23 protein-coding genes are annotated in these 25,495 nt (G+C 70.4%); 14 read left to right on the forward strand and 9 right to left on the reverse strand.

Features of this window, described 5'->3' with window-relative positions; translation table 11 throughout:
* Positions 1-50 precede the first annotated feature (50 nt).
* The 12 genes from thrS (at position 51) to AC5YDV_RS00675 (ending at position 11,656) form a co-directional block, all read left to right on the forward strand.
* Entirely contained in the window at positions 51-2,105 is a 2,055-nt protein-coding gene (thrS, locus tag AC5YDV_RS00620; RefSeq protein WP_496181660.1) for a threonine--tRNA ligase, read from the forward strand.
* A complete protein-coding gene (locus AC5YDV_RS00625) occupies positions 2,105-2,650 on the forward strand; it encodes an HIT family protein (RefSeq protein WP_496181661.1) in 546 nt (181 codons plus the stop codon). Before thrS ends, AC5YDV_RS00625 begins: the two co-directional genes overlap by 1 nt.
* Positions 2,651-2,653: 3 nt before the next feature.
* On the forward strand, positions 2,654-3,478 hold the full coding sequence (locus AC5YDV_RS00630; protein WP_496181662.1) for a DUF881 domain-containing protein: 825 nt from the start codon (positions 2,654-2,656) through the stop codon (positions 3,476-3,478).
* Positions 3,479-3,490: 12 nt separating this feature from the next.
* Entirely contained in the window at positions 3,491-3,823 is a 333-nt protein-coding gene (locus AC5YDV_RS00635) for a small basic family protein (RefSeq protein ID WP_496181663.1), read from the forward strand.
* A complete protein-coding gene (locus AC5YDV_RS00640) occupies positions 3,816-4,577 on the forward strand; it encodes a DUF881 domain-containing protein (RefSeq protein WP_496181664.1) in 762 nt (253 codons plus the stop codon). Before AC5YDV_RS00635 ends, AC5YDV_RS00640 begins: the two co-directional genes overlap by 8 nt.
* An 86-nt stretch (positions 4,578-4,663) precedes the next feature.
* The gene (gene gcvH / locus AC5YDV_RS00645) at positions 4,664-5,044 is read left to right on the forward strand and encodes a glycine cleavage system protein GcvH (protein ID WP_496181665.1); all 381 of its coding nucleotides are present in this window, start codon (positions 4,664-4,666) and stop codon (positions 5,042-5,044) included.
* Positions 5,045-5,108: 64 nt separating this feature from the next.
* On the forward strand, positions 5,109-5,606 hold the full coding sequence (locus AC5YDV_RS00650) for an FHA domain-containing protein (RefSeq protein ID WP_496181666.1): 498 nt from the start codon (positions 5,109-5,111) through the stop codon (positions 5,604-5,606).
* Entirely contained in the window at positions 5,607-6,332 is a 726-nt protein-coding gene (ftsR, locus tag AC5YDV_RS00655; protein WP_496181667.1) for a transcriptional regulator FtsR, read from the forward strand. It begins immediately after the preceding gene.
* The gene (locus AC5YDV_RS00660; protein ID WP_496181668.1) at positions 6,329-6,829 is read left to right on the forward strand and encodes a bifunctional nuclease family protein; all 501 of its coding nucleotides are present in this window, start codon (positions 6,329-6,331) and stop codon (positions 6,827-6,829) included. The genes ftsR and AC5YDV_RS00660 overlap by 4 nt, the downstream gene beginning before the upstream one ends.
* A 116-nt stretch (positions 6,830-6,945) precedes the next feature.
* On the forward strand, positions 6,946-7,524 hold the full coding sequence (locus tag AC5YDV_RS00665; RefSeq protein ID WP_496181669.1) for a MerR family transcriptional regulator: 579 nt from the start codon (positions 6,946-6,948) through the stop codon (positions 7,522-7,524).
* Between the two features lie 104 nt (positions 7,525-7,628).
* Positions 7,629-10,475, forward strand: coding sequence for an aminomethyl-transferring glycine dehydrogenase (gcvP, locus tag AC5YDV_RS00670; RefSeq protein ID WP_496181670.1), 2,847 nt, complete (start codon positions 7,629-7,631; stop codon positions 10,473-10,475).
* 71 nt (positions 10,476-10,546) lie between these two features.
* On the forward strand, positions 10,547-11,656 hold the full coding sequence (locus AC5YDV_RS00675) for a YhjD/YihY/BrkB family envelope integrity protein (protein ID WP_496181671.1): 1,110 nt from the start codon (positions 10,547-10,549) through the stop codon (positions 11,654-11,656).
* Positions 11,657-11,723: 67 nt separating this feature from the next.
* On the opposite strand, the gene AC5YDV_RS00680 is transcribed toward AC5YDV_RS00675, so the two are convergent.
* Positions 11,724-12,950 (reverse strand): pyrophosphate--fructose-6-phosphate 1-phosphotransferase, encoded by a 1,227-nt coding sequence (locus AC5YDV_RS00680; protein WP_496181672.1) that lies wholly within the window; start codon positions 12,948-12,950, stop codon positions 11,724-11,726.
* Positions 12,951-13,127: 177 nt separating this feature from the next.
* On the opposite strand from AC5YDV_RS00680, the gene AC5YDV_RS00685 reads away from it, so the two are divergent.
* A complete protein-coding gene (locus AC5YDV_RS00685) occupies positions 13,128-13,535 on the forward strand; it encodes a hypothetical protein (protein WP_496181673.1) in 408 nt (135 codons plus the stop codon).
* A 15-nt stretch (positions 13,536-13,550) separates the two neighbouring features.
* On the opposite strand, the gene AC5YDV_RS00690 is transcribed toward AC5YDV_RS00685, so the two are convergent.
* On the reverse strand, positions 13,551-14,678 hold the full coding sequence (locus AC5YDV_RS00690; RefSeq protein ID WP_496181674.1) for a MalY/PatB family protein: 1,128 nt from the start codon (positions 14,676-14,678) through the stop codon (positions 13,551-13,553).
* Positions 14,679-14,716: 38 nt separating this feature from the next.
* Here AC5YDV_RS00690 and AC5YDV_RS00695 point away from each other — a divergent pair, with 38 nt between their 5' ends.
* On the forward strand, positions 14,717-15,340 hold the full coding sequence (locus tag AC5YDV_RS00695; protein WP_496181675.1) for an L-threonylcarbamoyladenylate synthase: 624 nt from the start codon (positions 14,717-14,719) through the stop codon (positions 15,338-15,340).
* A gap of 7 nt (positions 15,341-15,347) precedes the next feature.
* On the opposite strand, the gene ppk2 is transcribed toward AC5YDV_RS00695, so the two are convergent.
* The 7 genes from ppk2 to treS form a co-directional block, all read right to left on the reverse strand.
* Positions 15,348-16,187, reverse strand: a complete 840-nt coding sequence (gene ppk2, locus AC5YDV_RS00700) for a polyphosphate kinase 2 (RefSeq protein ID WP_496181676.1) — start codon at positions 16,185-16,187, stop codon at positions 15,348-15,350.
* 37 nt (positions 16,188-16,224) lie between these two features.
* Positions 16,225-17,727 (reverse strand): Hsp70 family protein, encoded by a 1,503-nt coding sequence (locus tag AC5YDV_RS00705; protein WP_496181677.1) that lies wholly within the window; start codon positions 17,725-17,727, stop codon positions 16,225-16,227.
* Positions 17,728-17,775: 48 nt separating this feature from the next.
* Positions 17,776-18,726, reverse strand: coding sequence for a PAC2 family protein (locus tag AC5YDV_RS00710; protein WP_496181678.1), 951 nt, complete (start codon positions 18,724-18,726; stop codon positions 17,776-17,778).
* Between the two features lie 67 nt (positions 18,727-18,793).
* Positions 18,794-19,501 (reverse strand): DoxX family protein, encoded by a 708-nt coding sequence (locus AC5YDV_RS00715; RefSeq protein ID WP_496181679.1) that lies wholly within the window; start codon positions 19,499-19,501, stop codon positions 18,794-18,796.
* Complete coding sequence (locus AC5YDV_RS00720; RefSeq protein WP_496181680.1) at positions 19,498-20,424, reverse strand: transglutaminase family protein; 927 nt, start codon at positions 20,422-20,424, stop codon at positions 19,498-19,500. Before AC5YDV_RS00720 ends, AC5YDV_RS00715 begins: the two co-directional genes overlap by 4 nt.
* A complete protein-coding gene (locus AC5YDV_RS00725; RefSeq protein ID WP_496181681.1) occupies positions 20,421-23,003 on the reverse strand; it encodes a circularly permuted type 2 ATP-grasp protein in 2,583 nt (860 codons plus the stop codon). Before AC5YDV_RS00725 ends, AC5YDV_RS00720 begins: the two co-directional genes overlap by 4 nt.
* Before the next feature lie 213 nt (positions 23,004-23,216).
* The gene (treS, locus tag AC5YDV_RS00730; RefSeq protein WP_496181682.1) at positions 23,217-25,466 is read right to left on the reverse strand and encodes a maltose alpha-D-glucosyltransferase; all 2,250 of its coding nucleotides are present in this window, start codon (positions 25,464-25,466) and stop codon (positions 23,217-23,219) included.
* Between the last annotated feature and the right edge of the window lie 29 nt (positions 25,467-25,495).

Genomic DNA, 25,495 nt, shown 5'->3' on the forward strand with positions numbered 1-25,495 from the left:
GGTCGGGCGATGCGGCAGAATGGGGGAGACCGTCCACGAAAGGAACGAAGTTGTCTGCCTCGATCACCATCCTGCGACCCGACGCGCGCGAGGAGAGGGCCATCGAGACGACGACCACCGGCCTCGACCTCTTCGGTGACGATCGGACGGTCGTGGCCATGCGCGTCAACGGCGAGATCCTGGACCTGCACCGCGAAGTCAGGGCCGGGGACGAGGTCGAGCCCGTCCTCGTGAGCGAGCCCGACGGCCTGTACATCCTGCGCCACTCGACGGCGCACGTCGCCGCGCAGGCCGTCCAGAACCTCCGCGCGGACGCCAAGCTGGGCATCGGCCCGCCCGTGGTGGACGGCTTCTACTACGACTTCCTCACCGAGCCGCTGACGCCGGAGGACCTCAAGGCCCTCGAGAAGGACATGGGCCGGATCGTCAAGGAGCGCCAGCGCTTCGTCCGCCGAGCGGTCGCCGACGATTCCGCCCGCGTGGAACTGTCCGCCGAACCGTTCAAGCTCGAGTTGATCGGCCTGAAGGGCCACAACGCGGACGCCGAAGGGGCCTCGGTCGAGGTGGGCGCCGGCGAACTGACGATCTACGACAACGTCAAGCGCGACGGCACGGTGGCCTGGAAGGACCTGTGCCGCGGGCCGCACGTGCCGCACACCGGCTACCTGGGCAACGGTTGGGCGCTCACCCGCACGGCCGCCGCCTACTGGCGCGGCGACCAGGCGAATGCCCAGCTCCAGCGACTTTACGGCACGGCGTGGGCGACCAAGGCCGACCTCGTGGCCTACCAGCACCGCCTCGAGGAGGCCGCCAAGCGGGACCACCGCAAGCTGGGCACGGAGCTCGACCTGTTCAGCTTCCACGAGCTGGTGGGCTCCGGCCTCCCGCTCTTCCACCCGCGCGGCGGCATCATCAAGCGCGCCATGGAGGACTACGTCCGTCAGGCCCACATCGACAACGGGTTCGACTACGTCGGCACGCCGCACATCGCCAAGGAGGAGTTGTTCTACACCTCGGGGCACCTCCCGTACTACGCCGACGGCATGTTCCCCCCGCTGTTGGAGGACGCCGAGCGCGACGAGCAGGGCAACGTGGTCAAGGGTGGTCAGGCCTACCGGCTGAAGGCCATGAACTGCCCGATGCACAACCTGATCTACGACTCCCGCGGACGCTCCTACCGCGAGCTGCCGCTGCGCCTCTTCGAGTTCGGCACGGTGTACCGCGACGAGAAGTCCGGCGTCGTCCAAGGTCTCACGCGCGTGCGCTCCATCACGCAGGACGACTCCCACTCCTACTGCACCAAGGAGCAGGCGCCGGACGAGGTGCGCCACCTGCTGACGTTCATCCTCGGCCTGCTGCACGACTTCGGGCTGACCGACGTCGCCCTCGAGGTGTCGACGCGCGACGAGGACGGCAAGAAGAAGGACAAGTTCATCGGCTCGGACGAGCAGTGGGCGGAGGCGACGGAGATCCTCGAGGGCATCGCCCACGAGTCCGGCCTGCCGGTCGTCGCCGATCCAGGCGGTGCCGCCTACTACGGCCCGAAGATCTCGATCCAGGCCAAGGACGCCATCGGCCGCACCTGGCAGATGTCAACGATCCAGTACGACTTCAACCAGCCCGAGAGGTTCGGACTGGAGTACGTGGCCGCCGACGGCACGCGCCAGCAGCCGGTCATGATCCACTCGGCCAAGTTCGGCTCCATCGAGCGCTTCATGGGGGTCCTGATCGAGCACTACGCGGGTGCGTTCCCGGCGTGGCTCAGCCCCGTCCAGGTCGTCGCCGTCCCGGTGGCCGAGGCGTTCAACGAGTACCTCGGGGGCGTGGTCGATCAGTTGCGCGCCGCGGGCGTCCGCGTGGAGTTCGACGACAGCCACGACCGTTTCGCCAAGAAGATCCGCAACGCGGCCAAGGAGAAGGTGCCCTTCGTGCTGATCGCCGGCGGCGAGGACGCGGAGGCCGGCGCGGTCTCGTTCCGGTTCCGGGACGGAAGCCAACGGAACCAGGTCCCGGTGGCCCAGGCGATCACCGAGATCACCGGCTGGATCACTGCCCGCCGCAACGACAGCCCGACGGCCGCCGAAGTGACGGACGACGAGCAGTGATGGACGTCGAATCGCCGTTCGACCTTCCGGGGGTACCCGACGCGTTCCAACGGCTGTGGACGCCGCACCGGATGGTGTACATCGACGGCGAGAACAAGCCGACCGATCCGCACGAGGAGTCGTGCCCGTTCTGTCGCGCACCGGGCCGTACGGACGAGGACGGGCTCATCGTCCGGCGCGGTGAGACGTGCTACGTGGTGATGAACCTGTACCCGTACAACCCGGGCCACCTCCTCGTCTGCCCCTACCGGCACGTGTCCCTGTACTCCGACCTCACCGCGGACGAGACGGCAGAGTTCGCGACGCTCACCCAGGAGGCCGTCCGTGTGCTGAGCGACGTGTCGCATCCCCAGGGCTTCAACATCGGCATGAACCAGGGCGAAGTGGCCGGCGCCGGCATCGCCGCGCACCTCCACCAGCACGTCGTGCCGCGGTGGCTCGGCGATGCCAACTTCATGCCGGTCCTCGGCCGCACCAAGGCCTTGCCCCAGCTGATCGGTGATGTCCGTGGCCTGGTCGCCGATCGTTGGGCCGCCGAGGGCTGACGGATGCCGGAGACTGAGCAGCACCCCCAAGACGTCGACCAGCGGCCCAGCCGGCCGGACGCGTCCATGGACCTGCTCAACCAACTGCGGGAGACCGCACTCGACCCCTCCTACCGGGCGGCCGTTGCGGAGAATGGAGGTCCGCGCCACCGCGGGCGCGTCGTGTTGCCCGCGCTGGCGGTCGTCGGCCTCCTGTTCGGGGTCGCCCTGGGCAACCAGTGGCGGGCGGCCCCCGCGATCGCGCAGGAGCGGGCCGACCTCATCGCCCGCATCACGCGGACCGAGTCGACGATCGACGACCTGCGGGGCCGGACGGCGGACCTCACGCGGGAGATCCGCGACCTGCGGCTGTCCGCCGGTGCCCTGACGGCGTCCGAACGGGCGCTGAGCGACACCCTCGGCGCCCGGGTCGGCAGCGACCCCGTGGTGGGCCCCGGCGTCCGGGTCACGCTGGACGACGGTGAGGACTCGGCCGTCCAGGGGAGCCAGGTGGTCGACGCCGACCTGCGGATGGTCGCCAACAGCCTGTGGGCCCTGGGCGCGGAGGCCATGGCGATCAACGGACGACGGCTGTCCGTCCGCACGGCGATCCGCAATGCAGGAGACGCCGTCACGGTCGACTACCGGTCGCTGACGAGGCCGTACGTGGTCGAGGCGATCGGGGACCCGCGCCGCCTCGAGGAGGGCTTCCGCGACTCGAGCGGGGGCCAATGGGTCGCGGGGCTGGGCGAGCACTACGGTGTGGTCTGGTCCATCGACCGGGCGAACGAGCTGACCCTGCAGGCAGACCCGGGGCTGGGCGTCGACCGCGCCCAGAAGGCCCGCTGACGAGGAGGAACTGTGTACGCGATCATCGGGCTGGCCCTCGGCATCGCCCTGGGGATCTTCCTGCAGCCCTCGCTGCCCGCCCAATTGCAGCCCTACCTGCCCATCGCGATCGTCGCCGCCCTCGATGCCGTGTTCGGTGGTTTCCGCGCCTACCTGGACGCCGTGTTCGACGACAAGGTGTTCGTCGTCTCGTTCATCTCGAACGTCCTGATCGCCGCCCTCATCGTGTGGGTCGGCGACCTGATCGGCGTGGGCACCCAGCTCTCCACGGCCGTCGTGGTGGTGCTGGGCATCCGCATCTTCACCAACGTGGCCCACATCCGACGGAAGCTCTTCCATGCCTGACCGGGAGCACGAACCGCAGCAGGCCAACCCGTCCGAGGCGCCCAGCGTCTGGAGACGACTGGCATCCGACCTGTTGAAGCCGAGCCGGTCGCAGCTGATCGTCGCCGTCGTCCTGCTCTTCAGCGGCTTGGCCGTCACCGTGCAGCTGACGGGCCAGCGCGACCAGCGGTACAGCACGCTGCGCCAGGACGAACTCGTCGCGATGCTCGACGACGTCACGGCCGAGTCGCGGAGGCTCGAGGCGGAGGTGTCCGACCTCGAGGGCACCCGCCAGCGGCTCCAGTCCGGCGCGGACGCCACGGCGGTGGCCCGCGACGAGGCGCTCCGGCGGCTGGACTCCCTGGAACTGCTCGGGGGCACGGCGCGGGCGACGGGCCCCGGCATCCGGGTGACCATCGTGGACCGGAACCGGAAGCTCACACCGGAGATCATGCTCAACACGATCGAGGAACTCCGCGACGCCGGAGCCGAGGTCATGGAGATCGACAACCGGATCCGACTCGTCACCACCAGCTGGGTCGGGGGCACCGCCGGGGCCCTCACCGTCGACGGGGTGCCGCTCGGCGACACCATCGTCATCGAGGCCATCGGCGCCCCGGACACCCTGGCGGAGGCGACCCGCTTCCGGGGTGGCCTCGTGAGCACGATCGAGGGTGAACGCGTGGGTGGCACCGCAAGCGTGGCCGAGGTGCGTGAACTGGCGATCGACACGGTGGTCACCCGGGACCCCCCACGCTTCGCACGCCCCGCCTGAGGTTGCTCACCCCGCGCCTTGATGTCCACTAGGCTGTTCCCATCCGTGGCCCCGTGCCCGGAGCCAGCCACGACGGAGGAGAAGCCGTGTTCCCTGAGGATCTTCGCTACACCGACAAGCACGAGTGGGTGCGGGCCGGAAACGGTTCGACGGTTCGCGTCGGCATCACGAGCTACGCCGCAGAGGCGCTCGGTGACGTCGTGTACGTCTCCCTTCCCCAGGTCGGCGAGGAGGTCGCCACCGATGACGCGTGCGCCGAGGTCGAGTCCACCAAGAGCGTGAGCGATGTCTACGCCCCGCTGTCGGGTGTCATCACGGCCGTGAACGCGCAGTTGTCCGATTCTCCGGACACGATCAACAGCGACCCCTACGGCGACGGATGGCTGTTCGAGATCGAGCTGTCCGACCCCGCCGAACTGGACGACCTGCTCGACTCGGACGCCTACGCCGAGGTCGCCGGGGAGTAAGGTGACTCGGCCGCCGGGCGAACCGGGGGCCAGGACGGGCCCACGGGCCCAAGGGAGGATTTCCATGACAACGTGTCCCGCGTGCGGTCAGCAGGTCGCGGCAGGGGTCAACTTCTGCTCGAACTGTGGGGCGCCGTTGCGCTCGAACACAGGCGACACCACCCGGGTGATCCCGGTGGTGACCCCCGGCCCGACGGACGTCCCCGCCGAGGTGACCGACCCGAAGCTGCCGACCCTCACCGACGTGCCCCCTGGTGCCTCCGCCCTCGTCGTGGTCCGGGGTCCCAACGCTGGTGCGACGTTCCTGCTCGACCAGGACACGGTGACGGCCGGGCGGCACCCGCAGTCGGACATCTTCCTCGACGACGTGACCGTGTCACGCCATCACGCGAGGTTCACCGAGCGCGGCGGACACATCTGGCTGGCGGACCTGAACAGCCTGAACGGCACCTACGTGAACCGCACCCTCATCGACGGTGAGGTGGCACTGCGCAGCGGGGACGAAGTGCAGATCGGCAAGTTCCGGCTCGTCTACATGGTGGCGCCCAGCGGACGGAGCTAGATGCCCGCTGCGACCAAGAGCATCGGGCAGGTCCTCAAGGTCTTGAAGGAGGACTTCCCGGACATCACGATCAGCAAGATCAGGTTCCTCGAAGGGGAGGGCCTGATCTCGCCCGAGCGTGCGCCGTCCGGGTACCGCCGGTACTCCGCGGTCGACGTCCAGCGGCTGCACTACATCCTGGACGTCCAGAAGAACCACTACCTCCCGCTGAAGGTGATCCGGGAGAACCTGGAGGCGATGGACGCCGGCGAGGAGCCGCCCTCCCCGGTGCCCCCGGTCCAGGCTGGGGAGGCGGCGGCCCCCGCCCACCAGGAGGAGCTGCCCCCGGCACTGCCCCCGCCGAAGGTCACGCAGGGCAAACGTGCGATCCACGTGAACCGGAAGGAACTGCTCCAGATCTCGGGCCTGTCCGAGGCGATGCTCTCCGAACTCGAGGAGCACCGGCTGGTCCTGCCGCGCCACGGCACCGTGTACTACGGACGCGATGCGCTCACGATCGCGGTCGCCGCACGCAAGCTCGCCACCTTCGGCATGGACGCCCGGCATCTGAGGGCTATCAAGCAGGTGGCGGAGCGGGAGGGTGCGCTCATCGAACAGGCGGTGCAGGCGCATGGGCGCCGGCGCACCGCCTCGCGGGAAACCATCGCCGAGGTCATGCAGTTGGTGATGTACGCCCATGCAGCCCTGCTCCGCACGGCGATCAGGTCCGGAGGAATCGGGAGATGACGATGATCCCCATGCTCTTCAGCGAGGTCCGGGTGACCGCTGTGGCGGACACGCCGGTCCTGATCCTGCGTGAGGCGCAGGGTCCACGCCAACTGGCGGTCTGGATCACCGCCGCCGGGGGCAATGCCATCCTGTCCGCCCTGGAGGGCATCGACGACGAGCATCCCGGCACCCACGACCTCATGGTCGAGGCGCTGTCGGTCGTGGACGCCGTGGTCGAGTCCGCCCACATCACCGACGTGGTCGAGGGGGTCTTCTCCGCGCACATCGTCGTCGGCGGCAACAACGTGACGGCTCGCGTGTCGGACGCCGTGGCCCTGGCCTTGCGGTGCGGCGCGACGATCCTGGTGGACGAGGACCTCCTGGACGAGGTGGGCGTGGGGGCTCCGGACGGGGCGCGCGGTGCAGGGGGTGGGGACGAGGAGTTGAAGGAGTTCCGGGCCTTCCTCGACACGATCAACCCCGAGGACTTCGGCCCGTCGCCCCAGCAACCCTGAGGCGGCGCTTGAGGGTTGGGTGAACCTCGCGCGACCCCACGGCGTGTCGGGGTGCCTGCCGGATCCCGGCCGCTACCGTCATACTGGTACGACGTCGGAACAATGCAGGAGGCACGGTGAACGCACCACAGGAGAAGGCACCGCAGTCCACGGCCGGGCTGCAGGACGTCCTCTTCGAGGGCGACTTCTCGCCCCTGCCGGAGGACATCGGCTTCCGTGGGCCGATCGCCTGCAGCGCCGCGGGCATCACCTACCGGCAACTCGACTACTGGGCCCGCACGGGGCTGGTCGTCCCCGGGGTGCGCGCCGCCGAGGGATCGGGCACGCAGCGCCTCTACTCGTTCCGCGACATCCTGATGCTCAAGGTGGTCAAGCGCCTCCTGGACGCCGGCATCTCGTTGCAGCAGATCCGCATCGCCATCGACCACCTCCACGCGCGCGGCGTGCAAGACCTGTCCACTGTCACGCTGATGAGCGACGGCGTCTCGGTGTACGAGGCGATCTCGGACTCGGAGATCATCGACCTCGTTCACGGCGGCCAGGGGATCTTCGCGATCGCCCTGGGCCGCGTCTGGCACGACCTCGAGGGAAGCCTCGCGTCGCTGCCCACCGAGCGGGCCGAGCCGGAGGCCGCGCCGGCACCGACGGCGACCGACGAACTCGCCGCACGCCGCGCGGCTCGCAACGCCGGCTGAGAGCCTGCCCCGGGGGAAGCGCCCGTTTAGTAGGGTGGGGATCCGTCCGGCGCCGAACCGGGTGAACGTCTCCCGGGTTCGCGGCGCGGCAGAGGGAGCGCGCCATGGAACCGTTCAGCATCCGCCACCTGGGCCCCACTGAGCAGGATCGCTCCGCGATGCTCGCCGCCCTGGGCGTCGCGTCGCTGAACGCCCTGACCGACGAGGCGGTTCCGGCGGACATCCAGATGACAGGCCCCCTCGACCTGCCTCCGGCCGTCGGCGAGGCCCAGGTCCTGGACGACCTCGCGCGCATGGCGGCGCGCAACAATCCCCTCCGTCCGATGATCGGACAGGGCTACCACGGCACCGTGACGCCGGCAGTGATCCGGCGGGGCATCCTCGAGAACCCGGCTTGGTACACCGCCTACACGCCCTACCAGCCGGAGATCAGCCAGGGCCGCCTGGAGATGCTGTTCACCTTCCAGACCATGGTCGCCGACCTGACGGGCCTGCCGTCGGCCGGGGCGTCCCTGCTGGACGAGGCGACCGCGGTCGCCGAGGCGGTGGCCGTCGCCCGCCGCCAGCAGCGCAAGGGCTCGGTCGTCCTGGTGGACGCCGGCATCCTGCCCCAGACGCTCGCCGTCGTCCGGACCCGTGCCCTCGCCCAGGACACCGAGGTCGTCGTGGTCGACGACCTGGTCGCCGGCCTCCAGCGGCATGACGCGTTCGCGGTCGTCGTCCAGACCCCCGCCGCCGACGGTTCGCTGCGCTCCCTCGACGAGCTCCGCACCATCGCGGCGAAGGCTCACGAGAACAACGCGCTGGTCATCGCCGTCGCGGACCTGCTCGCCCTGACGCTGCTCCCCAGCCCGGCCGAGTGGGGGGCCGACCTGGCTGCCGGCACCACCCAGCGGTTCGGCGTCCCGCTGTTCTACGGCGGCCCGCACGCGGGCTACATCGCGGTGGGTGCCGGCATGGAGCGCCAACTCCCCGGGCGCCTGGTCGGCCTGTCCCAGGACCGCAACGGGACGCCGGCGCTGCGGCTGGCCCTGCAGACACGCGAGCAGCACATCCGCCGCGAGAAGGCGACGTCCAACATCTGCACCGCCCAGGTCCTGCTGGCCGTCACCGCCGCGGCCTACGCGGTCTACCACGGTCCCGTCGGGCTGAGGGACATCGCGAGCGACGTGCACGCCGGCGCCCGGCGCCTGGCGGCCGCGATCACCGCGGCCGGGCGGGAGCTGGTCTCCGACCGGTTCTTCGACACGATCACCGTTCTGGTCCCCGGCGAGGCGAACGCCGTGGTCGCGCGCGCCCGTGAGGCCGGCGTCCACCTCTGGGCGCTGGACGCCGACCGCGTCAGCATCTCGGTCGGCGAGGACGTCACCGAAGCGGACCTGGTGTCCGTGGCGTCCGTGTTCGGTGCAACCCTGTCGGACGCCGTGGCCGGCGGTCTCGGCCAGCCCGAGCGCGAGTCGGCGTACCTCACGCACCCGGTCTTCCACTCGTACCGGTCCGAGACCGAGATGATGCGCTACCTCCGCGCGCTCGGCGACCGTGACTTCGCGCTCGACCGGGGCATGATCCCGCTGGGGTCCTGCACGATGAAGCTCAACCCCGCGGCGTCCATGGAGCCGATCAGCTACCCCGGCTTCGCCAACCTGCACCCCTTCGTGCCGGCCGCGGACGCCCAGGGCTACGCCGAGCTCGTGGCCGCCGTGGAGGCCCAGCTGGTGGCCGTGACCGGCTACGACCGGGTGTCGCTGCAGCCGAACGCCGGCAGCCAGGGCGAGTTCGCCGGTCTGATGGCCGTCCGGTCCTACCACCGGGCGCGAGGAGAGGAGCACCGCACCGTGTGCCTCATCCCCGCCTCGGCGCACGGCACGAACGCCGCGTCCGCGGCGATGGCCGGCATGGACGTGGTGGTGGTGAAGACCGCCGCGGACGGTTCGATCGACCTGGCCGACCTCGAGTCCAAGATCGCCAAGCACGCCGACAAGCTGGCCGTGATCATGATCACCTACCCTTCCACGCACGGCGTGTACGAGACGCGGGTGACCGAGCTGTGCGACAAGGTCCACGCCGCCGGTGGCCAGGTGTACGTCGACGGCGCCAACCTGAACGCGCTGATGGGCCTCGCCCAGCCGGGCAAGTTCGGGGCGGACGTGTCGCACCTGAACCTGCACAAGACGTTCTCCATTCCGCACGGCGGTGGCGGCCCGGGCGTCGGCCCGGTCGCGGTCCGCGAGCACCTCGCGCACTACCTGCCGAATCACCCGGTGGTCACCGATGCGGGGCCGGTGACCTCGTACGGCCCCGTCGCAGCGTCACCCTTCGGGTCCGCCGGTGTGCTTCCGATCACCTACGGCTTCATCGCGCTGATGGGTCCCGAACTGCGCCTCGCCTCCCAGACCGCCGTCCTGTCGGCCAACTACCTCGCCAAGCGCCTCTCGGAGCGGTTCCCGATCCTGTACACCGGTGCCGGCGGTTGGGTGGCGCACGAGTGCATCGTCGACCTGCGCCCCCTGACCAGGGACACGGGCGTGACCGTGGACGACGTGGCCAAGCGACTCATCGACTACGGCTTCCACGCGCCGACGATGAGCTTCCCGGTCGCGGGCACGCTGATGGTCGAGCCGACCGAGTCCGAGTCGCTGGCCGAGCTGGACCGCTTCGTCGAGGCGATGCACGCCATCGCCGACGAAGCGGCCCGCGTCAAGGCGGGGGAGTGGCCGGCCGATGACAACCCGCTGCACAACGCCCCCCACACGCTGACCGAGGTCGCCGCCGACGAGTGGCAGCATCCGTACCCCCGCAGCGCCGGCGGCTTCCCCGCGGGGCAGGTGCTGGGGAGCGTCTCGACCGGCGCGCGGGACAAGTACTGGCCGGCCGTGGCGCGCATCGACCAGGCCTACGGTGACCGGAACCTCGTCTGCTCCTGCCCCCCGATCGAGGCCTACCAGGACTGAGCGCACGCCGTAACGCGGCCCCGTGGCCCCACCCCTTGTCGCGGGGGTGGGGGCTCTGGTTGGGTGACCTCATGCCCCAGTGGATCGAGGACCTCAAGGCCAAGCCGTGGGTGGCGCACGTCCTCGAGGCGTTCGGACGGTTCGGGGAGCGACTGGGCGGCCAGTTCGCGGCGGCGATCACCTACTTCTCGGTGCTCTCATTGGTGCCGGTGCTCATGGTCGCCTTTGCTGCCCTGGGCCTCACGATCACCGTGTTCCTGCCCGACATCCTCGACCGGGTCAACGCCTGGATCCAGGAGGTCGTCTCCGGGCAGGGGGACCTGGGGGACCAGCTCAGCGCCGCGGTGGAGCAGGCCTTCAGCAGCTGGCAGACCGTCGGCGCGATCGGCCTCGTGTCGGCGGTGTGGTCCGGCGCCAACTGGGTGAAGAACATCCGTTCGGCCGTCCGAGCGATGATCCGCCCCGACTTCGACGTGTCGGAGGCGAAGACGAACATCGTCCTCGACACTCTCAAGAACCTGGGGATCCTCCTGTGCCTGCTCGTCCTCGTGGCCCTCTCGATGGCCATGACCACGGTCGCGACGGCGGCGCGCACCGTGGTGGGGAGCTTCCTCGGACTTGATCGCGTGCCCGGTGGGGACTACCTGCTCTCCCTCGTGCCGGTCCTCGGCACGGTGCTGGCGGGCTTCGTGCTGTTCGCCTTCCTGCTGAGGGTCTTCCCGGAGAGGCGGGTGCCCGTTCCCGTCCTCCTGAGGGGTGCGGCGATCGGCGCGGTGGGCATGGCGCTCCTGCAGTACCTCGCCGGGTTGCTCATCGGCCTGTTCTCCGGCAACGCCGCCTACGCGGTGTTCGGCAGCGTCATCGTCGTCATGCTCTTCTTCAACCTCTTCGCCACCCTCATCCTCGTCGTGGCGGCGTGGGTGGGGACTCATCCGGCGTTCACCGGCGGTGACGTGACCCTCGCCGACACGGTGCCGGCACACCCGACCCACTACGCCACGAAGAAGGTGGCCGCGGAACTCGCCGCCGCGCGAGAGCGTGAGGAGGCCGACCTCATTCCCGTGGAGGTGGCCCGTCGCCGTGCCGCCGCGAGCCGGGGTGTGGGAGCCGCCGGCGGTGCACTGGCCGTGGGGGTGGTGGCGACGATCGCAGCCGTCCTGTCCGGTCTCACCCGTCGCTGACCGGAAGCGGAAGAGCCCGCCCCCGGAAGGGGGCGGGCTCTTCGTGGCAAGTCGCGGTCGTGGGCGGTCAGTGGCCCGCCGGGGGAGCCGCCACGGGAGCGGCCTGGCCGATCTCCGACAGCAGGTCCACGAACCACGGCTGGGTGATGTCGAACGGCTTGCCGCCGGCGATGCGAGAGAACTCGATGGGGCGCAGTTCATCACCACGCTCCTCGTCGTGGCCGATCACGCCCGGCTCGCCCCGCAGGGCGGCGTCCACGGCGAGGTCGACCATGGAGCCGATGAGCTCGAGGTCGTACTCGTTCGAGGCGGCCGAGCGGGAGTAGTAGCCCGACTTCTGCACGAGTGTCTTCTCCGCACCGAGCATCTCGGCGAACTGCTGGCCGAACCAGGCGCCGGGGTTCACCTTGTCGAGGCGGACGTGGCCGAAGGCGTCGCGCGGGACCTCCTGACCGGCGGCCTCCATCTCGGCGATGATCGCCTCGACGCCGGCACCCTCGGAGATGAAGATCGTGACGTTGCCGACCTCGTCCATGACTTTTTTCAGGCGCTCCGCCTCGGCCTTGATGTCGATGACCGCCTCGGGCAGGTAGACGCCGTGCACGTCCCAGGCCTTCTTCGCGAGCCCGATGGTGGGCAGCCAGTGCTGCTCGGCGAGCCAGTCGCGGTACTTGCGGGCGGTCGCCGCGGTCAGCCAGCCACAGTTGCGGCCCATCACCTCGTGGACGATGAGCATGCGCGCGTTGGCGTTGTGCTCCGCGACGACGTTCTGCGCGAAGCGAGACCCCATCTCGGCCGCCGTGTCGGCCCCGAGGCTCTGTCGGATCGGGACCACGTCGTTGTCGATCGTCTTGGGCAGGCCGACGACCGTGAGCTCGTAGTCGTGCTCGTGCAGGTAGTGGGCGAGGTCGGCGGCCGTGGTGTTGGTGTCGTCGCCGCCGATGGTGTGCAGGATCGTCACGCCGTCCTCGATGAGGCGGTCAGCGGCGAACTTGAGGGGGTCGACGCCCTCGGCGACCAGGCCCCGCTTGACCAGGTCCTTCGTGTTGGTGAGCTTCACGCGGCTGTTGCCGATGGGGGAACCGCCGAACTTCTTCAGGAGCGCGGCATTCGCCCGCACCTCGTCGTCCACGGTCAGGTGGTCGCCCGCCAACAGGCCCTGGAAGCCGTTCCTGTAGGCGATGATCTCGATCTCGGGCGCGACCTGGGTGTAGCGCTCGATCAGTCCTCCCACCGCAGTGGACAGGCACGGAGCGAACCCACCGGCGGTGAGCAGTGCGACCTTCTTCGTCATGGAACGACCTCTCGCGTCGGGAACAGCGGCAGCCTCGTGGGCGTCACCGTCCAGCCTAGAGGCTCGTCGGCCATCCGGCCCCCGGTTGCCCGTCGGGCCGGCCTGTGGATGACGAGCCCACGGGCCGAGCCGGGGATGGCAGGATGGGCGCGGTCCCTCCCACCCCAGGAGTCCTCCATGATCCCGATGTCCCAGCAGGATCCACCCGACGAGCGCGGACAGGCCGTCTCGTCCTTCGTGGCCGTCGTCCTCGTCGCCCTGTTCGCCGTCGCCGGCCTTGTCGTGGACGGTGGTGCACGGTCCGCCGCCCATGCCGAGGCCGAGTCGGCCGCGGCCCACGCGGCCCGGGCGGCGGTGGACGCCGGCGTCCGTCACCGGGCCGCGGGTCGCCCGGTGGACGTGGGCACGATCCGGGCCGCGGGTCAGCAGGTGCTCGCCGACCGTGGCGTGACAGGAGACGTCCAGGTGGTGGGTGGGCGCATCACGGTGACGACCCGGACGACCACCCGGACCGTGTTCCTCAGCCTCATCGGCATCACGACGCTGTCGGCGTCCGGCAACGCCACTGCCGAAGCTCTCCCTTGATGGAGGGCTGACCCGTCAGCCCAGGCTGGCGGCCATCCTCTCGACCGCCTCGGTGATGATCGCGGGGGAGGCCGCGAGGTTCATCCGTACGAATTGTCCGTGGTCCGGTCCGAAGTCCGCACCGTGGTTGAGGGCGACCCGGGCCTTGGTGAGGAAGTGGTCGCGCGGACTCTCCAGGCCGAGCGCCGAGCAGTCGAGCCAGGCGAGGTAGGTCCCGGGCGACGGCTCGTAGCGCACGCCGGGCAGCGTTGCGGCCACCAACCGAGCCAGCAGCGCCTTGTTCTCGGCCACCTCGACCATGACGTCGTCCACCCAGCCCTGCGCATGGCGCAGGGCGGCCGTGTGGGCGATCGTGCCCATCTGGCCGGTGGACTGGTTCGCCAGCGGCGGCAGGTTGTCGAACGCGGCCCGGGCGTGGGTGCCGCGGATGAACAGGCCGGCCTTGAAGGCCGCCAGGTTCCACCCCTTGCCCGCGGAGAAAGCGACGACGGCCTGCCGGCAGTCGGGGAGGGACAGGATCGGCGTGAACTCGGCGTCCGGGTCGATGAGGACGGCGTGGATCTCGTCCACCACCAGCAGGACGTCATGGGCGGCGCACAGGCGTCCGACTGCGGCGAGTTCCTCGGGGGTGTGGATGGTGCCCGTGGGGTTGTGCGGCGAGCACAGCAGGTACGCGGTGGGGGCGTCCGGGCCGGTGAAGGCCTCCTCCAGGGCGGGCAGGTCAAGGCGACCGGACGCCGTGAGTGGCACCTGCGTGATGTGGCGCCCGTAGCCCTCGACGACCTGCCAGAACGGCTGGTAGACGGGAGGGTTGATGACGACGTGGTCCCCGGCGGCCGTGTTGCCGAGGAGCAGGGCGAGGATGGCGTTCATCACGTCCCCTGAGCGGCGGAGCTGATCCGGCTGGGGACGCCAGCCCCATCGCGCCTCGGCCATGTCGGCGTACGCCTCGGCGTACCGCGTCCCCCAGGGGTAACCGGTGTCGCCGTCCCGCATCGCGGTGGAGACCGCGTCGACGACGGCGGGGTGCTGGTGGAGGTCCATCTCGGCGACCCACAGGGGCAGGACGTCGGGATCGAAGACCTGCCACTTCAAGGACGTGCGCCGACGGAGTTCGGACTCGGTGAGGGAGAACAGCGACATGGGGGTGATTCTCGCACCTGCTCATTAGGCTGGTGCACATGGCCCGCTACTTCGACGTCCACCCCGCCAACCCGCAACCGCGCTCGATCGCCCAGGTCGTGGACATCCTGCAGTCCGGTGGTCTGGTCGTCTACCCGACGGATTCCGGCTTCGCGCTCGGGTGCACGATGGGGAACGCTGACGGCCTGGACCGCATGCGGTCCATCCGCAAGCTGGATCGCCACCACCACTTCACATTGGTGTGCTCGACGTTCGCGCAGCTGGGCCAGTACGTGGAGATGGGCAACGACGTGTTCCGCGCCATCAAGGCGGCCACGCCCGGCCCCTACACCTTCATCCTCCAGGCGACCCGCCAGGCCCCCAAGGCGATGCTGCACGACAAGAAGAAGACCGTCGGCGTCCGCATCCCCGACCACGTCACCGCGCAGGCGTTGCTGGACGCGCTCGGCGAGCCGCTCATGTCGAGCACCCTCGTCCTGCCCGGCGAGACCGAGCCCATGACGGACGGCTGGGCGATCAAGGAGGCGCTGGACCATGTCGTGGACGCCGTCCTCGACTCCGGCGACGTCGGCGTGGGGCCCACCACGGTCGTCGACTTCACCGCCGACGACCCCGGCGTCGTCCGGGTGGGCGCCGGGGATCCAACGCCATTCGAGGAGTGACCGAGGCTCACGCGTCCTCGGGGTCGAGGTAGATGCCGTCGCTGCCGTCCTCCTCGAGGTGGGACGCGACGTCCGGGACGATGAGCTGCAACGACATGGCCGTGCGCTGGTACCCGGTCCCCTTGGGGCGTCTGGGGATCTCGATGTCCGGCCGCTCCACGTGCGTGTAGGGCACGGACGCGAGCAGGTGGGAGATCATGTTGATGCGGGCCTTCTTCTTGTCCTCGGCCTCGACCACGTGCCAGCGCGCCGGTGCGACATCCGTGTGGACGAACATCTCGTCCTTGGCCCGGCTGTAGTCCTCCCACCGGATCAGCGACTCGAGGTCGGTGGGGGAGAGCTTCCACCGGCGCATCGGATCAGTGAGGCGCGACCGGAACCGGCGCTCCTGCTCCTTGTCGGACACCGAGAACCAGTACTTGAGCAGCAGGATGCCCTCGTCGACGAGCATCCGCTCGAAGATGGGGCACTGGCGCAGGAAGCGGACGTGCTCCTCGGGGGTGCAGTAACCCATCACCTTCTCGACGCCCGCCCGGTTGTACCAGGAGCGGTCGAAGAACCTGATCTCACCGGCGGCGGGCAGGTGCTCCACGTAGCGCTGGAAGTACCACTGGGTACGCTGCCGCTCGGTGGGCGCCGGGAGGGCGACCACGCCGGCGACGCGGGGGTTCAGGTACTCCGTGATGCGCTTGATCGCGCCACCCTTGCCCGCGGCGTCCCGCCCCTCGAAGAGCACCACGATGCGTGCCCCGCTGGCCTTGACCCACTCCTGCATCTCGACGAGTTCGGCCTGCAAGCGGTTCAGCCCGGCCTCGTACGTCGAGTTCGACAGCTTGTTCTTGCTCATGCCCCATCGTCGCAGACGCGGCGGACGCCGGAAGCTGTCAGGCCAACTCGACCGAGAGCGTGTAGCCGTCCTCCACGTCGGTGATGCGTGCGGTGACGATCCCGTGCCGGTCGATGGTGTAGACCTCCTCGATGAAGGGGCCCTCACCCACGCGCTCGACCTGGACGTCCTTCAGGTCGCGGCCGTCCCGGAGCGACCGGTCGTAGGGGAACAGCACCTCGCCATAGGGCAGCACGTCGCCGGTCGGCTGGCCCGACTCGCCGAGGGCCGAGTACTCGACGAACCGGAAGGCGCCGAGGTTGTGCACCGGCCGGTAACGGCGGGTGACGACCACGTCCTGGTCCGGGCTGGTGCGCTGGTCGCGGTCGAGGATCGCGTCAAAGGCGACCCGTGAGCCGCCGTCCCACTCCCGGAAGACCCCGAAGCCCCGCGACAGGCGATCGGTCAGGTGGAAGCCCGACGAGCTGTCCCCGGCGATGGCCAGGCCGATGGCGGTGGACGCGGCGGGGTAGGGGGACCGGTGCACGCGGCGTCCGAAGCGTTCACGGAGGACCCGAGCCACGAGCGGCAGGCCGGAGGCCCCGCCCACGAGGTACACCCCGGCGACCTCCGCGGCCTCGAGGTTGTCCCCGTCCAAACCGCCGAGCAGGGGCTCGAGAGCGGTGAGCGTCGCCTCGACGAGAGGGGTGGCCGCTTGGTAGAAGTCGTCCACCTGCACCACCACGGGCTCCTGACCGACCTCGAGGGCGATGCGCTTCGACTGGGGTGAGAGGTTCTCCTTGGCGACGCGGCACTCGTCCAGGAAGGACGCGCGTTCGCGACCTGTGAAGTCGACGCGTGAGCCCACCGCGCGCTGCGCGCAGCCGGCGAGCACCTCGTCGAAGTCGTCGCCCCCCAGGCGGTTCAGGCCGACGGAGGCCACGACCTCGTGGGAGAGGTCGTCGACCCGCACGAGGGAGGCATCGAACGTGCCGCCCCCCAGGTCGTAGACGACCACGCGGGTGCGTCGGCTGTTGACGCTGCGCGGCTGGCGGTGGGTGAACTCGAACCCCGCGGCCGACGGCTCGTTCAGCATGCCGAGGACCGAGAAGCCCGCGGCACGGAACGACGACAGGGTGAAGAGGCGTTGGGCGGAGTGTGCATGCGCCGGGACGGCCACGACCGCCTCGAGGGGTTCACCCTCAGCCAGCAGGGGGGCCACGTTGGAGGCGGTGCGCAGCGCGTCCGCCAAGGCGGCGAGGAACCCCGTGACCAGATCTGTCAGCCGCACGTGCAGCCCATCGATGTTGAGGGTGGTGTCGCTGACGATGCCGCCCGAGGACATCTCGCGCTTGAACGAACGGACGAGCAGGGCGCCCTCCGCAGCCGCCTTCTCGGCCGCGAAGCCGTACACGAGGTGGTCTCCGCTGCGGGCCACGACGGAGGGGAAGTGGTCCACGATGTCACCGTCAACGTTGGTGAAGCTGACGACGGGGTAGTTCCCCCGGTCGACGAGGGCGACGATCGTACGGGTGGTGCCGAAATCAATGCCAAGCTTCATGGCGGCCACGCTACCCGGACCGGACCCACCTCCGGGACGGCGTCCCGATCAGGGAGCGGGGCCGAAGGGAGGCTCCTCGTCGTGCTCATCGCGGGTGCCCGGCTCATCCGCCAGTTCGGCCAGGAACTGCTCGAACTGCTGGCCGATCTCCTCGGCCGAGGGCAGCTGGGCGTTCCCCGCGTTGCGGAGCTCCCGTTCCTGGACGAAGTGGTCGTAGCCGCGCTCCAACGCGGCGACCATGTCGGTGAGTTCCTCGCTCTCGCGGACCTGGGTGTCGATCTGGGCGCGGACGATGCCGGCCGCCAGGTCGAATCCGTCCACCGGCAGGGCCAGTGACGACGTCTCGCGGAGCGCGGAGAGCAGGGCGCGCGCGGCCTCCGGGTAGTCGTTCTCGGCGATGTAGTGCGGGACGTGGGCCACCAGCCCCAGGACGTCGTGGCCGGCCTCCCCGAGCCGCACCGTCAGGACGCCGGTGAAGGACGCGCTGAGCTGGAACGTGCCGAGCATCGGGACCTCGTCCTCGATGAGGACGGGGTCGGACGCGAAGCGCGTGACCGCGACGGGACGCGTGTGCGGAGCCGGCGCCGGCATGGACTGGACGAGCACCGTCCGGCGGACATCGAGTTGGTCGATCACGTGCCGGACGCCGGCGGCCATGCGCTCCCACTGGAGGGCCGGCTCAGGCCCGTTCAGCAGGAAGAAGTCGGTGCCGTCGTGGTCGGTGACCAGGTGGAGCTTGATCTCGGGCTTGCGGTACTCCCCGAAGTGGTCGCGGTCGAACACGATCGTGGGGCGGCGACCGGCGTAGTCGATGACCTGGTCGGTGTCGAAACGTCCGATCACCCGATTGGGCAGGTGCTCCAGCAATTCGGCGTCCACGAGTCGCTGGGTGTGGCCGGCGTCCAGGTAGCTGCCGAGGGTCACCACGAGAGTGTCGGCGCGCAGGGTGCGCTGGTCGACGTGGGAATCCCACGAGAACAGCGACGTCGGATCGAGCATGCGTGGCCTCCTGCCGGACTGGGTTCGACATGGACCTCAACGCCCGGCCGCGGCCGGGCATTCCCGGTCACCCGCCTTGACGCCTCGCCACCCTGCGCTCGACGCGGCGCGCCCTGTCGGCGGCGGTGATCACCTGGTCGAGTGAGATCCGTCCCGGACCGGTGAACACCAACGGGAGGGCGAGTGCCGCGTAGGCCAGGAGGGTCTCACCCGTCAGTGTCCCCGTACGCGGATCGAGCACCGGTCCGCCGGCGGTCACCGGCAGGGCGTAGAGGCCGGCCATGGCCACCGCCTGCGCCAACGCCGCCAGCCTCGTTCCGAAGCCGACGGCGAGGAGGATCGGCAGGCCGAGTTGAGCGGCCACGACCAGCCCCGCGAACATCTCCGCCGTCGGCGCCAGCGCGGGATGGTCGCGGAACGTGGCGGTCAGCGGGAAGAAGTTCAGCGCGTTGTGCACCCCGTGCAGCACCAGCGGGAGTGACAGCCACCGCAGGAGGAGCAGCCCGACGTCGGTCGAGGGGCGGTTGTTGACGCGGGCGACCTCCAGGTCCCACTCCACGGTGTCCCGCGGATCCACCGGTGGAGGCTCCGCCGGAGACGGCGCGACGGGGGTCGGAGGTGGTACGTACGTGGGCTCGCGCACCGTCGGGAGGGGACGGGTCCGCTCGGACTCGGGCTCCGGCACGGGGTGCCCGGCCCGGAACGCGATCGTGCGCTCGTCGTCGGGGTTCCGCGGGGATCGGGGCGTCCGCGGGACGGGTGGGTCCTGGGTCATGGCTGCTCATCCTCCAGTCGGATCACGTCGACGGACACCTTCAGGGTGCTGGACTTGCCCTCGGTGACGATCACGCCCTTGAGCGGCGACACGTCGCGGAAGTCACGACCCCACGCCGTCATGATGTAGCGGCTGTCGGCGAGGTGGTCGTTCGTGGGATCGAGGTCCACCCACGTTCCGCCCGGGACCAACACGGCCGCCCACGCGTGTGTGGCGTCCGAGCCGGCGAGCTTGGCCTGACCGGGTCGCGGGCTCGTCTCGATGTAGCCGCTGACGTAGCGCGCGGACAATCCCGAGGCCCGGAACACCCCCACGGCGAGGTGGGCGAAGTCCTGGCACACCCCGGCCCGGGTGGCCAGGAGTTCCGGCAGGGTGGTCCTCGTCGTCGTGGCGCCCTTGGTGTAGGCGAACCCACGGTGGATGTCCCGGGTGACCGCGACGATGGCATCACCCAGGGGACGGTCGGACCAGGCCAGCGTCTCGGCGAACGCACGCACCTCGGGGCCGAGGCCGACGAGGCTGGAGGGCATCAGCAGCGTGGCGCGCTCCAGGGGGTCGACGGTGGGGTCGGTCCGCAGTGCGGCGGCCGCCTCGGCGACGGTCCAGCGGTTGAGGGCGTCCAGGTCGATCTCGGGGTAGGCCACCTCGACCACGCTGGTCTTCGTGACCGTCAGCGCCCGGTGTGGACTCCCGATCTCGAGGTAGTGGCTGAAGTTGCCGAAGGCGTCCACGTGCTCGTCGAGGACGTCGGGGGTGGGGCTGACCTCGATGGCGTGCGACAGGACGCGTTGGCTGGGGGCCTCGCGTGGACGCAGGCAGGCCCGACCGTACGACGTGGTGACGTCGGCCCCGTAGGTGTAGGCGGTGACGTGGCGCACCGCATAGCGCCGGGGGGCGAGGTGCCCGAGTGCCTGGGCCGTCATCGGCCACCTCCGTCGAGTTCGGCCACCGCGAAGCTGCTCTGCGGGGACTGGGTGGAGAAGTGCGTCGCCTCGACCGCGTCGGAGAAATGGCGCAGTGACTGTTCGAGGCCGATGAGGGTGTCGACGAGCTCGAGTCGCTGTCCCTCCGCCAAGGTGACGACATCGAGGTCCCGCACGGCGCGGCGCAGGTCCAGGAGGCGCTCGGTCAGGCGCACGTCCGGTGCGTGGGTGAGGTCGTCCGTGAGTTGGGTCAGCTGGAAGGCCACCGACCGCGGGTTGGAACTGTCGCTGACGAGGATCTGGAGGGCGGACGCCGCGGGGTACGCCGGTCCCACCCCGGCGGCCTGCCGGCGCCGGTGCGTGATGAGGCTGTCACCGACGCGCAGGACCGCCTCGATGACCTGGCCCTCGGCGACGGGGGAGCGTGGGATGGCCACGGTGTTGCGCAGGAGCCGAACGGTCGACTGGGCGCGTTCGACCCTGCGTCCGGCGTCGAGGAAGGCCCACGTCGGGTCCCGGACGAGGCTCTCGGCCGACAGGCCGGCCAGGGCGAGGAGCGAGTCGAGGATGCGCTCCCCGGTCAGCTGGATGGGTACCGAGTCGTCGTCGCGCGCCTCGGTCAGGACGCGCTGGAGCCGCCCCAACACGCTGGTGGTGCTCAGCGCCAGGACCTCACGGACCTGCAGGGCGGTCGCCGTCGCGCGCTGGACGCCGTGCGCCACGCCCCCGAGCGTGTGCTCGTCGATCAGGAGACGATCCAGGACCGGGAGCGGATCGGCGAGGTGCTCCTCGCCCTGCGGCCCGGTGAAGGAGGGCCGTGCCATCGTGACGGCGCTGACGGCCCTGAGCAAGGCCCGCATGGCGGCGTGCCCGGGCGTGCCCACGCGCCGGAGGTGGTCCTCGACCAGGTTGTCGGCGACGATGAGGAGCCGTGCCGCCACTTCGGCCCGCTCGGCGTAGCGCCCCAGCCAGTACAGGTTGCTCGCCGTGCGGGGCGTCAGGCCGGGCAGCCGGCCCTCGGCCGGGAGCAGCCGCACCCGCGCGAGCGTGTCCACGTCGACCCGGGCGGGTGCGACGTCCTCGCCCTCGAGCACCCAGACGTCCTTCGACGTCGCCCCTTCGGCGTTGGTCACGCTGAAGGCCTCCGGGGTCGACGCGATGCGCGCCAGGCCGCCCGGGAGGAAGTGGTACTGGCCGCCCAAGGCGACGCCGAAGGTGCGGACGACGACGCTGCGCGGCTGGAGTCCGTGCGCGGTGACGAGCGGCGCGCTGGAGGTGGTCAGGGGCTCCTGTGCCACGTAGGCCCAGGGCTCAGCCTCGATGATCGTCCGGAGAGCGGCGAGTTGGGCCCTCGACTGCTGCCACCCGAGGACGTGTCGCGCACCGCGTCCGCGGGCCAGCGGCTTGACGATGAGACGATCGAGGTGGGCGACGACGTGCTGACGGGAGGTGTCGTCGCCGCACCACCACGTGGGGGCGACGGGGAGCAGCAGGTCCTCGCCCAACAGGGCGCGGGCCATCGCTTCCTGGTGGGGGAAGAGCCCGGGGTTCTCCAGGACGGCGGCGCGCAACGGGTTGACCACGGCGACGCTCCCGCGACGGGCCGCCGCCACCAGACCGGGGACACCGAGGCGCGAAGCTCCCTTCAGGTCGAGCGAGTCGCACCATTCCGCATCGACGCGGCGGAGCACGACATCGACGGCCTCGAGGCGGCCCATGGTGCGCAGCCAGAGGCGTCCACCGCGCAGGACGAGGTCGTCGGATTGCGCCAGCGGATGGCCGAGCAGGGTGGACAGCATGGCCTGGTCGAACGCCGTTTCGCTCCCGGGGCCCGGGGTCAGCAGGACGACGCGGGGCACGTCCCCCACGGTTCCGGGGGCCGCTTCGGCGAGGCTGGCCTGCACCAGGTCGAACCACCCCCGCAGGCGTCGAGGTGTGGCCTGTCGGTGCACCCGGTCGAGCGCTCGGGCGATCACCCGTCGGTTGGCCATCGCGTACCCGGCACCGGACGGGGCTTGTGTGCGGTCGGAGATGACCGTCCAGCCGCCCGGGGTGCGTGCGAGGTCGGTGGCGACCAGCGGGATGGACCTGCTGCCCGGGCTGGGGACGCCGTGGGCCGCCGGCAGGAAGCCGGGATGCCCGGCGACCACCTCGGCCGGGACGATGCCGCGGCGGATCAACTGGTGGTCCCCGGTCAGATCCCGGTGGACCGCATCCAGCAGACGTGCGCGTTGCTCCAGACCCCGTTCGAGGGCGGCCCAGTCGTCGGCGTCCAGGACGAGGGGAAGCGGGTCCAGCTGCCAGGGCCGCGCGCCGCCGTCGGCCGTCGCGACGCCGTACGTGATGCCGTCGTCGGCCAGGAGCCGCTCGACGGTGCGGCGCCGGGCCTGGAGGCCGATCGTGCCGAAACGCGTCAGTGCGCGGTCGATGAGCGAGGCCGTGGGGCGGACCCGTCCGCCGTCGACGAACTCGTCCAGCCCCCGTGGCGTCCCCAGCGGCAGGGCGGGGTCGGGCGTGTCGAGGCGCTCCGCGTACTGGGCGACCAGGGCACTCGGCCCGTCGGTGACTCGGGTGGACATGGCGCTCCCGGGTCAACCGCGTCCGCGTCGGACGCGTCGCAGGTCGTGAGTGGCATGGTGCCCCGGAGCCGTGATCGTCACGCGTCCACCCTAGAGGGCAACCGTGGTGATGCCGCCCCGTCCCGGATCAGGCCTTGCCCAGCGGCGCGTCCAGGTCCACGGCCCCCTCGATGGAGCCCGCGGCGCGGCCGATCATCCCGTCCTCCGTGGCGATCAGACGCCGGACTCGTCGACCTCGTCGCCCTCCGGTTGCCGGATCGCCAGCGCCAGGCCACCGAACGGGCCGATCTCCACGGTGAAGCCGCCCAGGTCGTCCACGACCCCCACCGGGCTCAACGTGGACAGGTCGACAACCCGACCCGCCGGGATGTGCTCACTCTGGACGCGGGCGGACAACTCCTCCTCGGAGAAGTTGAGCACGGTGACCTGGACGGTGTCGTCCTGCAGACGGTTGACCAGCACGAGCATGCTCCGGAACGGCACCTCGGGCACGTCCACCAGGGCGCCGGTGGCGAGGCCGGCGCGCTTGCGGACGTCGAGGATGCGCGACAGCCGACGGACGAACGAGTCCGGATCGCCCAGCTGCTGGGGCAGCGAGCCGTAGAGCGCCTGCGCCCGCGGCATGCCCGAGGCGGACTTGGTCGCGTCGGGCGCTGCATCCATCAGGTCGTACGCACCGCGCTCGATCCAGCGGGTGTCGCCCGACTTGATGAGGCTGCGCACCTGGCTCCGGTCGAGCGGGAGCGCGCCGACGAGGTCCCAGCCGGACAGGGCGAAGACGCCCGGCTGCCATGCGTTGTAGAGGCAGAGCAGCAGGTGTGCGTCCATGATCCGCCGGGTGTCCTCGGGCGAGATCTCGCTGAGGTCGGTGATCCCGAGGGTCGCGGTGATGATGGACGCCGTGGTGCAGGCGATGCCGTTCTGGACGAACGTCGCGTTGTAGGGGCCGGCCTCCCCGGTGAGCTTGTCGCGCATGGTTTGGCGGATGCGCTCGGCCAACTCCGCCCCGGTCATGTCGTCGCCACCCAGGGTGAAGTGGTCCTGGGCGTGGCGGGTCGCGAAGTGGACCAGCTCGTAGGTGAGCTCGTCGTGGTTCTGCAGGGCGTGGACAAGCGAGGCCTGGTCGACGCCCACGGCGATCGCCTCGCGGAGCGTGAGCCGCAGGAACTCGGTGTCGCCGGTGGCCAGCGCCACCTGGTAGGCGGGCCGGGTGACGAAGTCGTAGCTGAGGTCCGGGCCCACCGAGCCGGTGCTCTTGATGTCGTCGATGGTGAGGTTGAGCTCCTGGAAGGTGAAGCCGCCCACCTTGCGCACCATTGAGCCGATCAACTGGTTGGCGGCCTGCGACAGCGGATGGCCCTCCGACCACGCGGGGGCCAACTCGACGGACTTCTCCACGCCCAGGAAGCCGTTGGCGTCCAGCCGCAGGCCGCCGGACCCGAGGTCGAGCAACGAGTGGAGGGCGTCGCCCATGACCAGCCGCATGCCCGCGAACGTCGCATCGAGCCAGTTGATCGAGGGCTGACCCTCCTTGAAGTAGTGCAGGTACACCCAGCGTCGCTCGACTCCTTGGTGGTCGCGGATCGGCGGGGTGGCGGACCAGTTGGTCTCCTTGACCCCGGGCTCGTAGAAGATGACCCGTTGCAGGGCACCGATGATGTAGCCCTGGTCGGCCAGGGCCTGCTCGGCGGCGGGGGAGAGGTTCACCGAATCGGCGCCATCGGGCACGTCGGGCAGCAGGTGCCAGGCATCCCGGGGGATGTCGACCATGTGGTAGATGCCGGGGTAGTCCTTGTAGTTCAGCTCGGCCAGCCGGAAGTCGGCGCCCTTGCCCGTGTGGCCCGGGACGATGTCGTCGATGATCGTGCCGCCGTGGGACGCCGCGTTCTCGCACATGTCGCGGTACTCCTGCTCCGTGCCGAACAGGGGATCGATGGCCATGCTGATCCGGTCGAAGTGGCCGTCGATGGACGGGGTGGGATCCCAGCCGGAGATGCCACCCGCCAGCTTGACGGGGCCGGTGTGGATCGCCTCGATGCCGATCTCCTCGAAGGCGTCCCACAGGTCGGAGGATCCGAGCGCCGCCAGGAAGGACTCCCCGGGGCGGGTCATCAGGGAGAGCGGATAGGCGGTGTACCACACGGACGCCTGCTCGACCGCCGCGCGTGGGTTCGGGGCCGCGAAGGCGTTGGCCCACATCAGGTGGTTGCCGGCCAACTGGCGGGCCAGGGTGGTGGCGTCCGCCAGCATCGACTGGTCGACCAGCCACTCCACGTAGGCGCGGTTGCGGCCGTCCGGCTCGAACGGGCGGGGCCACAGCTCCGCCTGTCGGCGCTGGTCGCGGCGCGCGCGGGGGCGCAGGCGTTCCGGACGCGCGGCGAAGCGTTGCTGGTCGTAGCTGATCTCCGGGGTGACCTCCTCGGTCACGTCGTCGGAACGCGGCTGCTCAGGCGTGGTGGACACGCTCCCAACCGTAGCGACCCCGGACGCCC

The organism is Propioniciclava sp. LT432, from assembly GCF_059515965.1.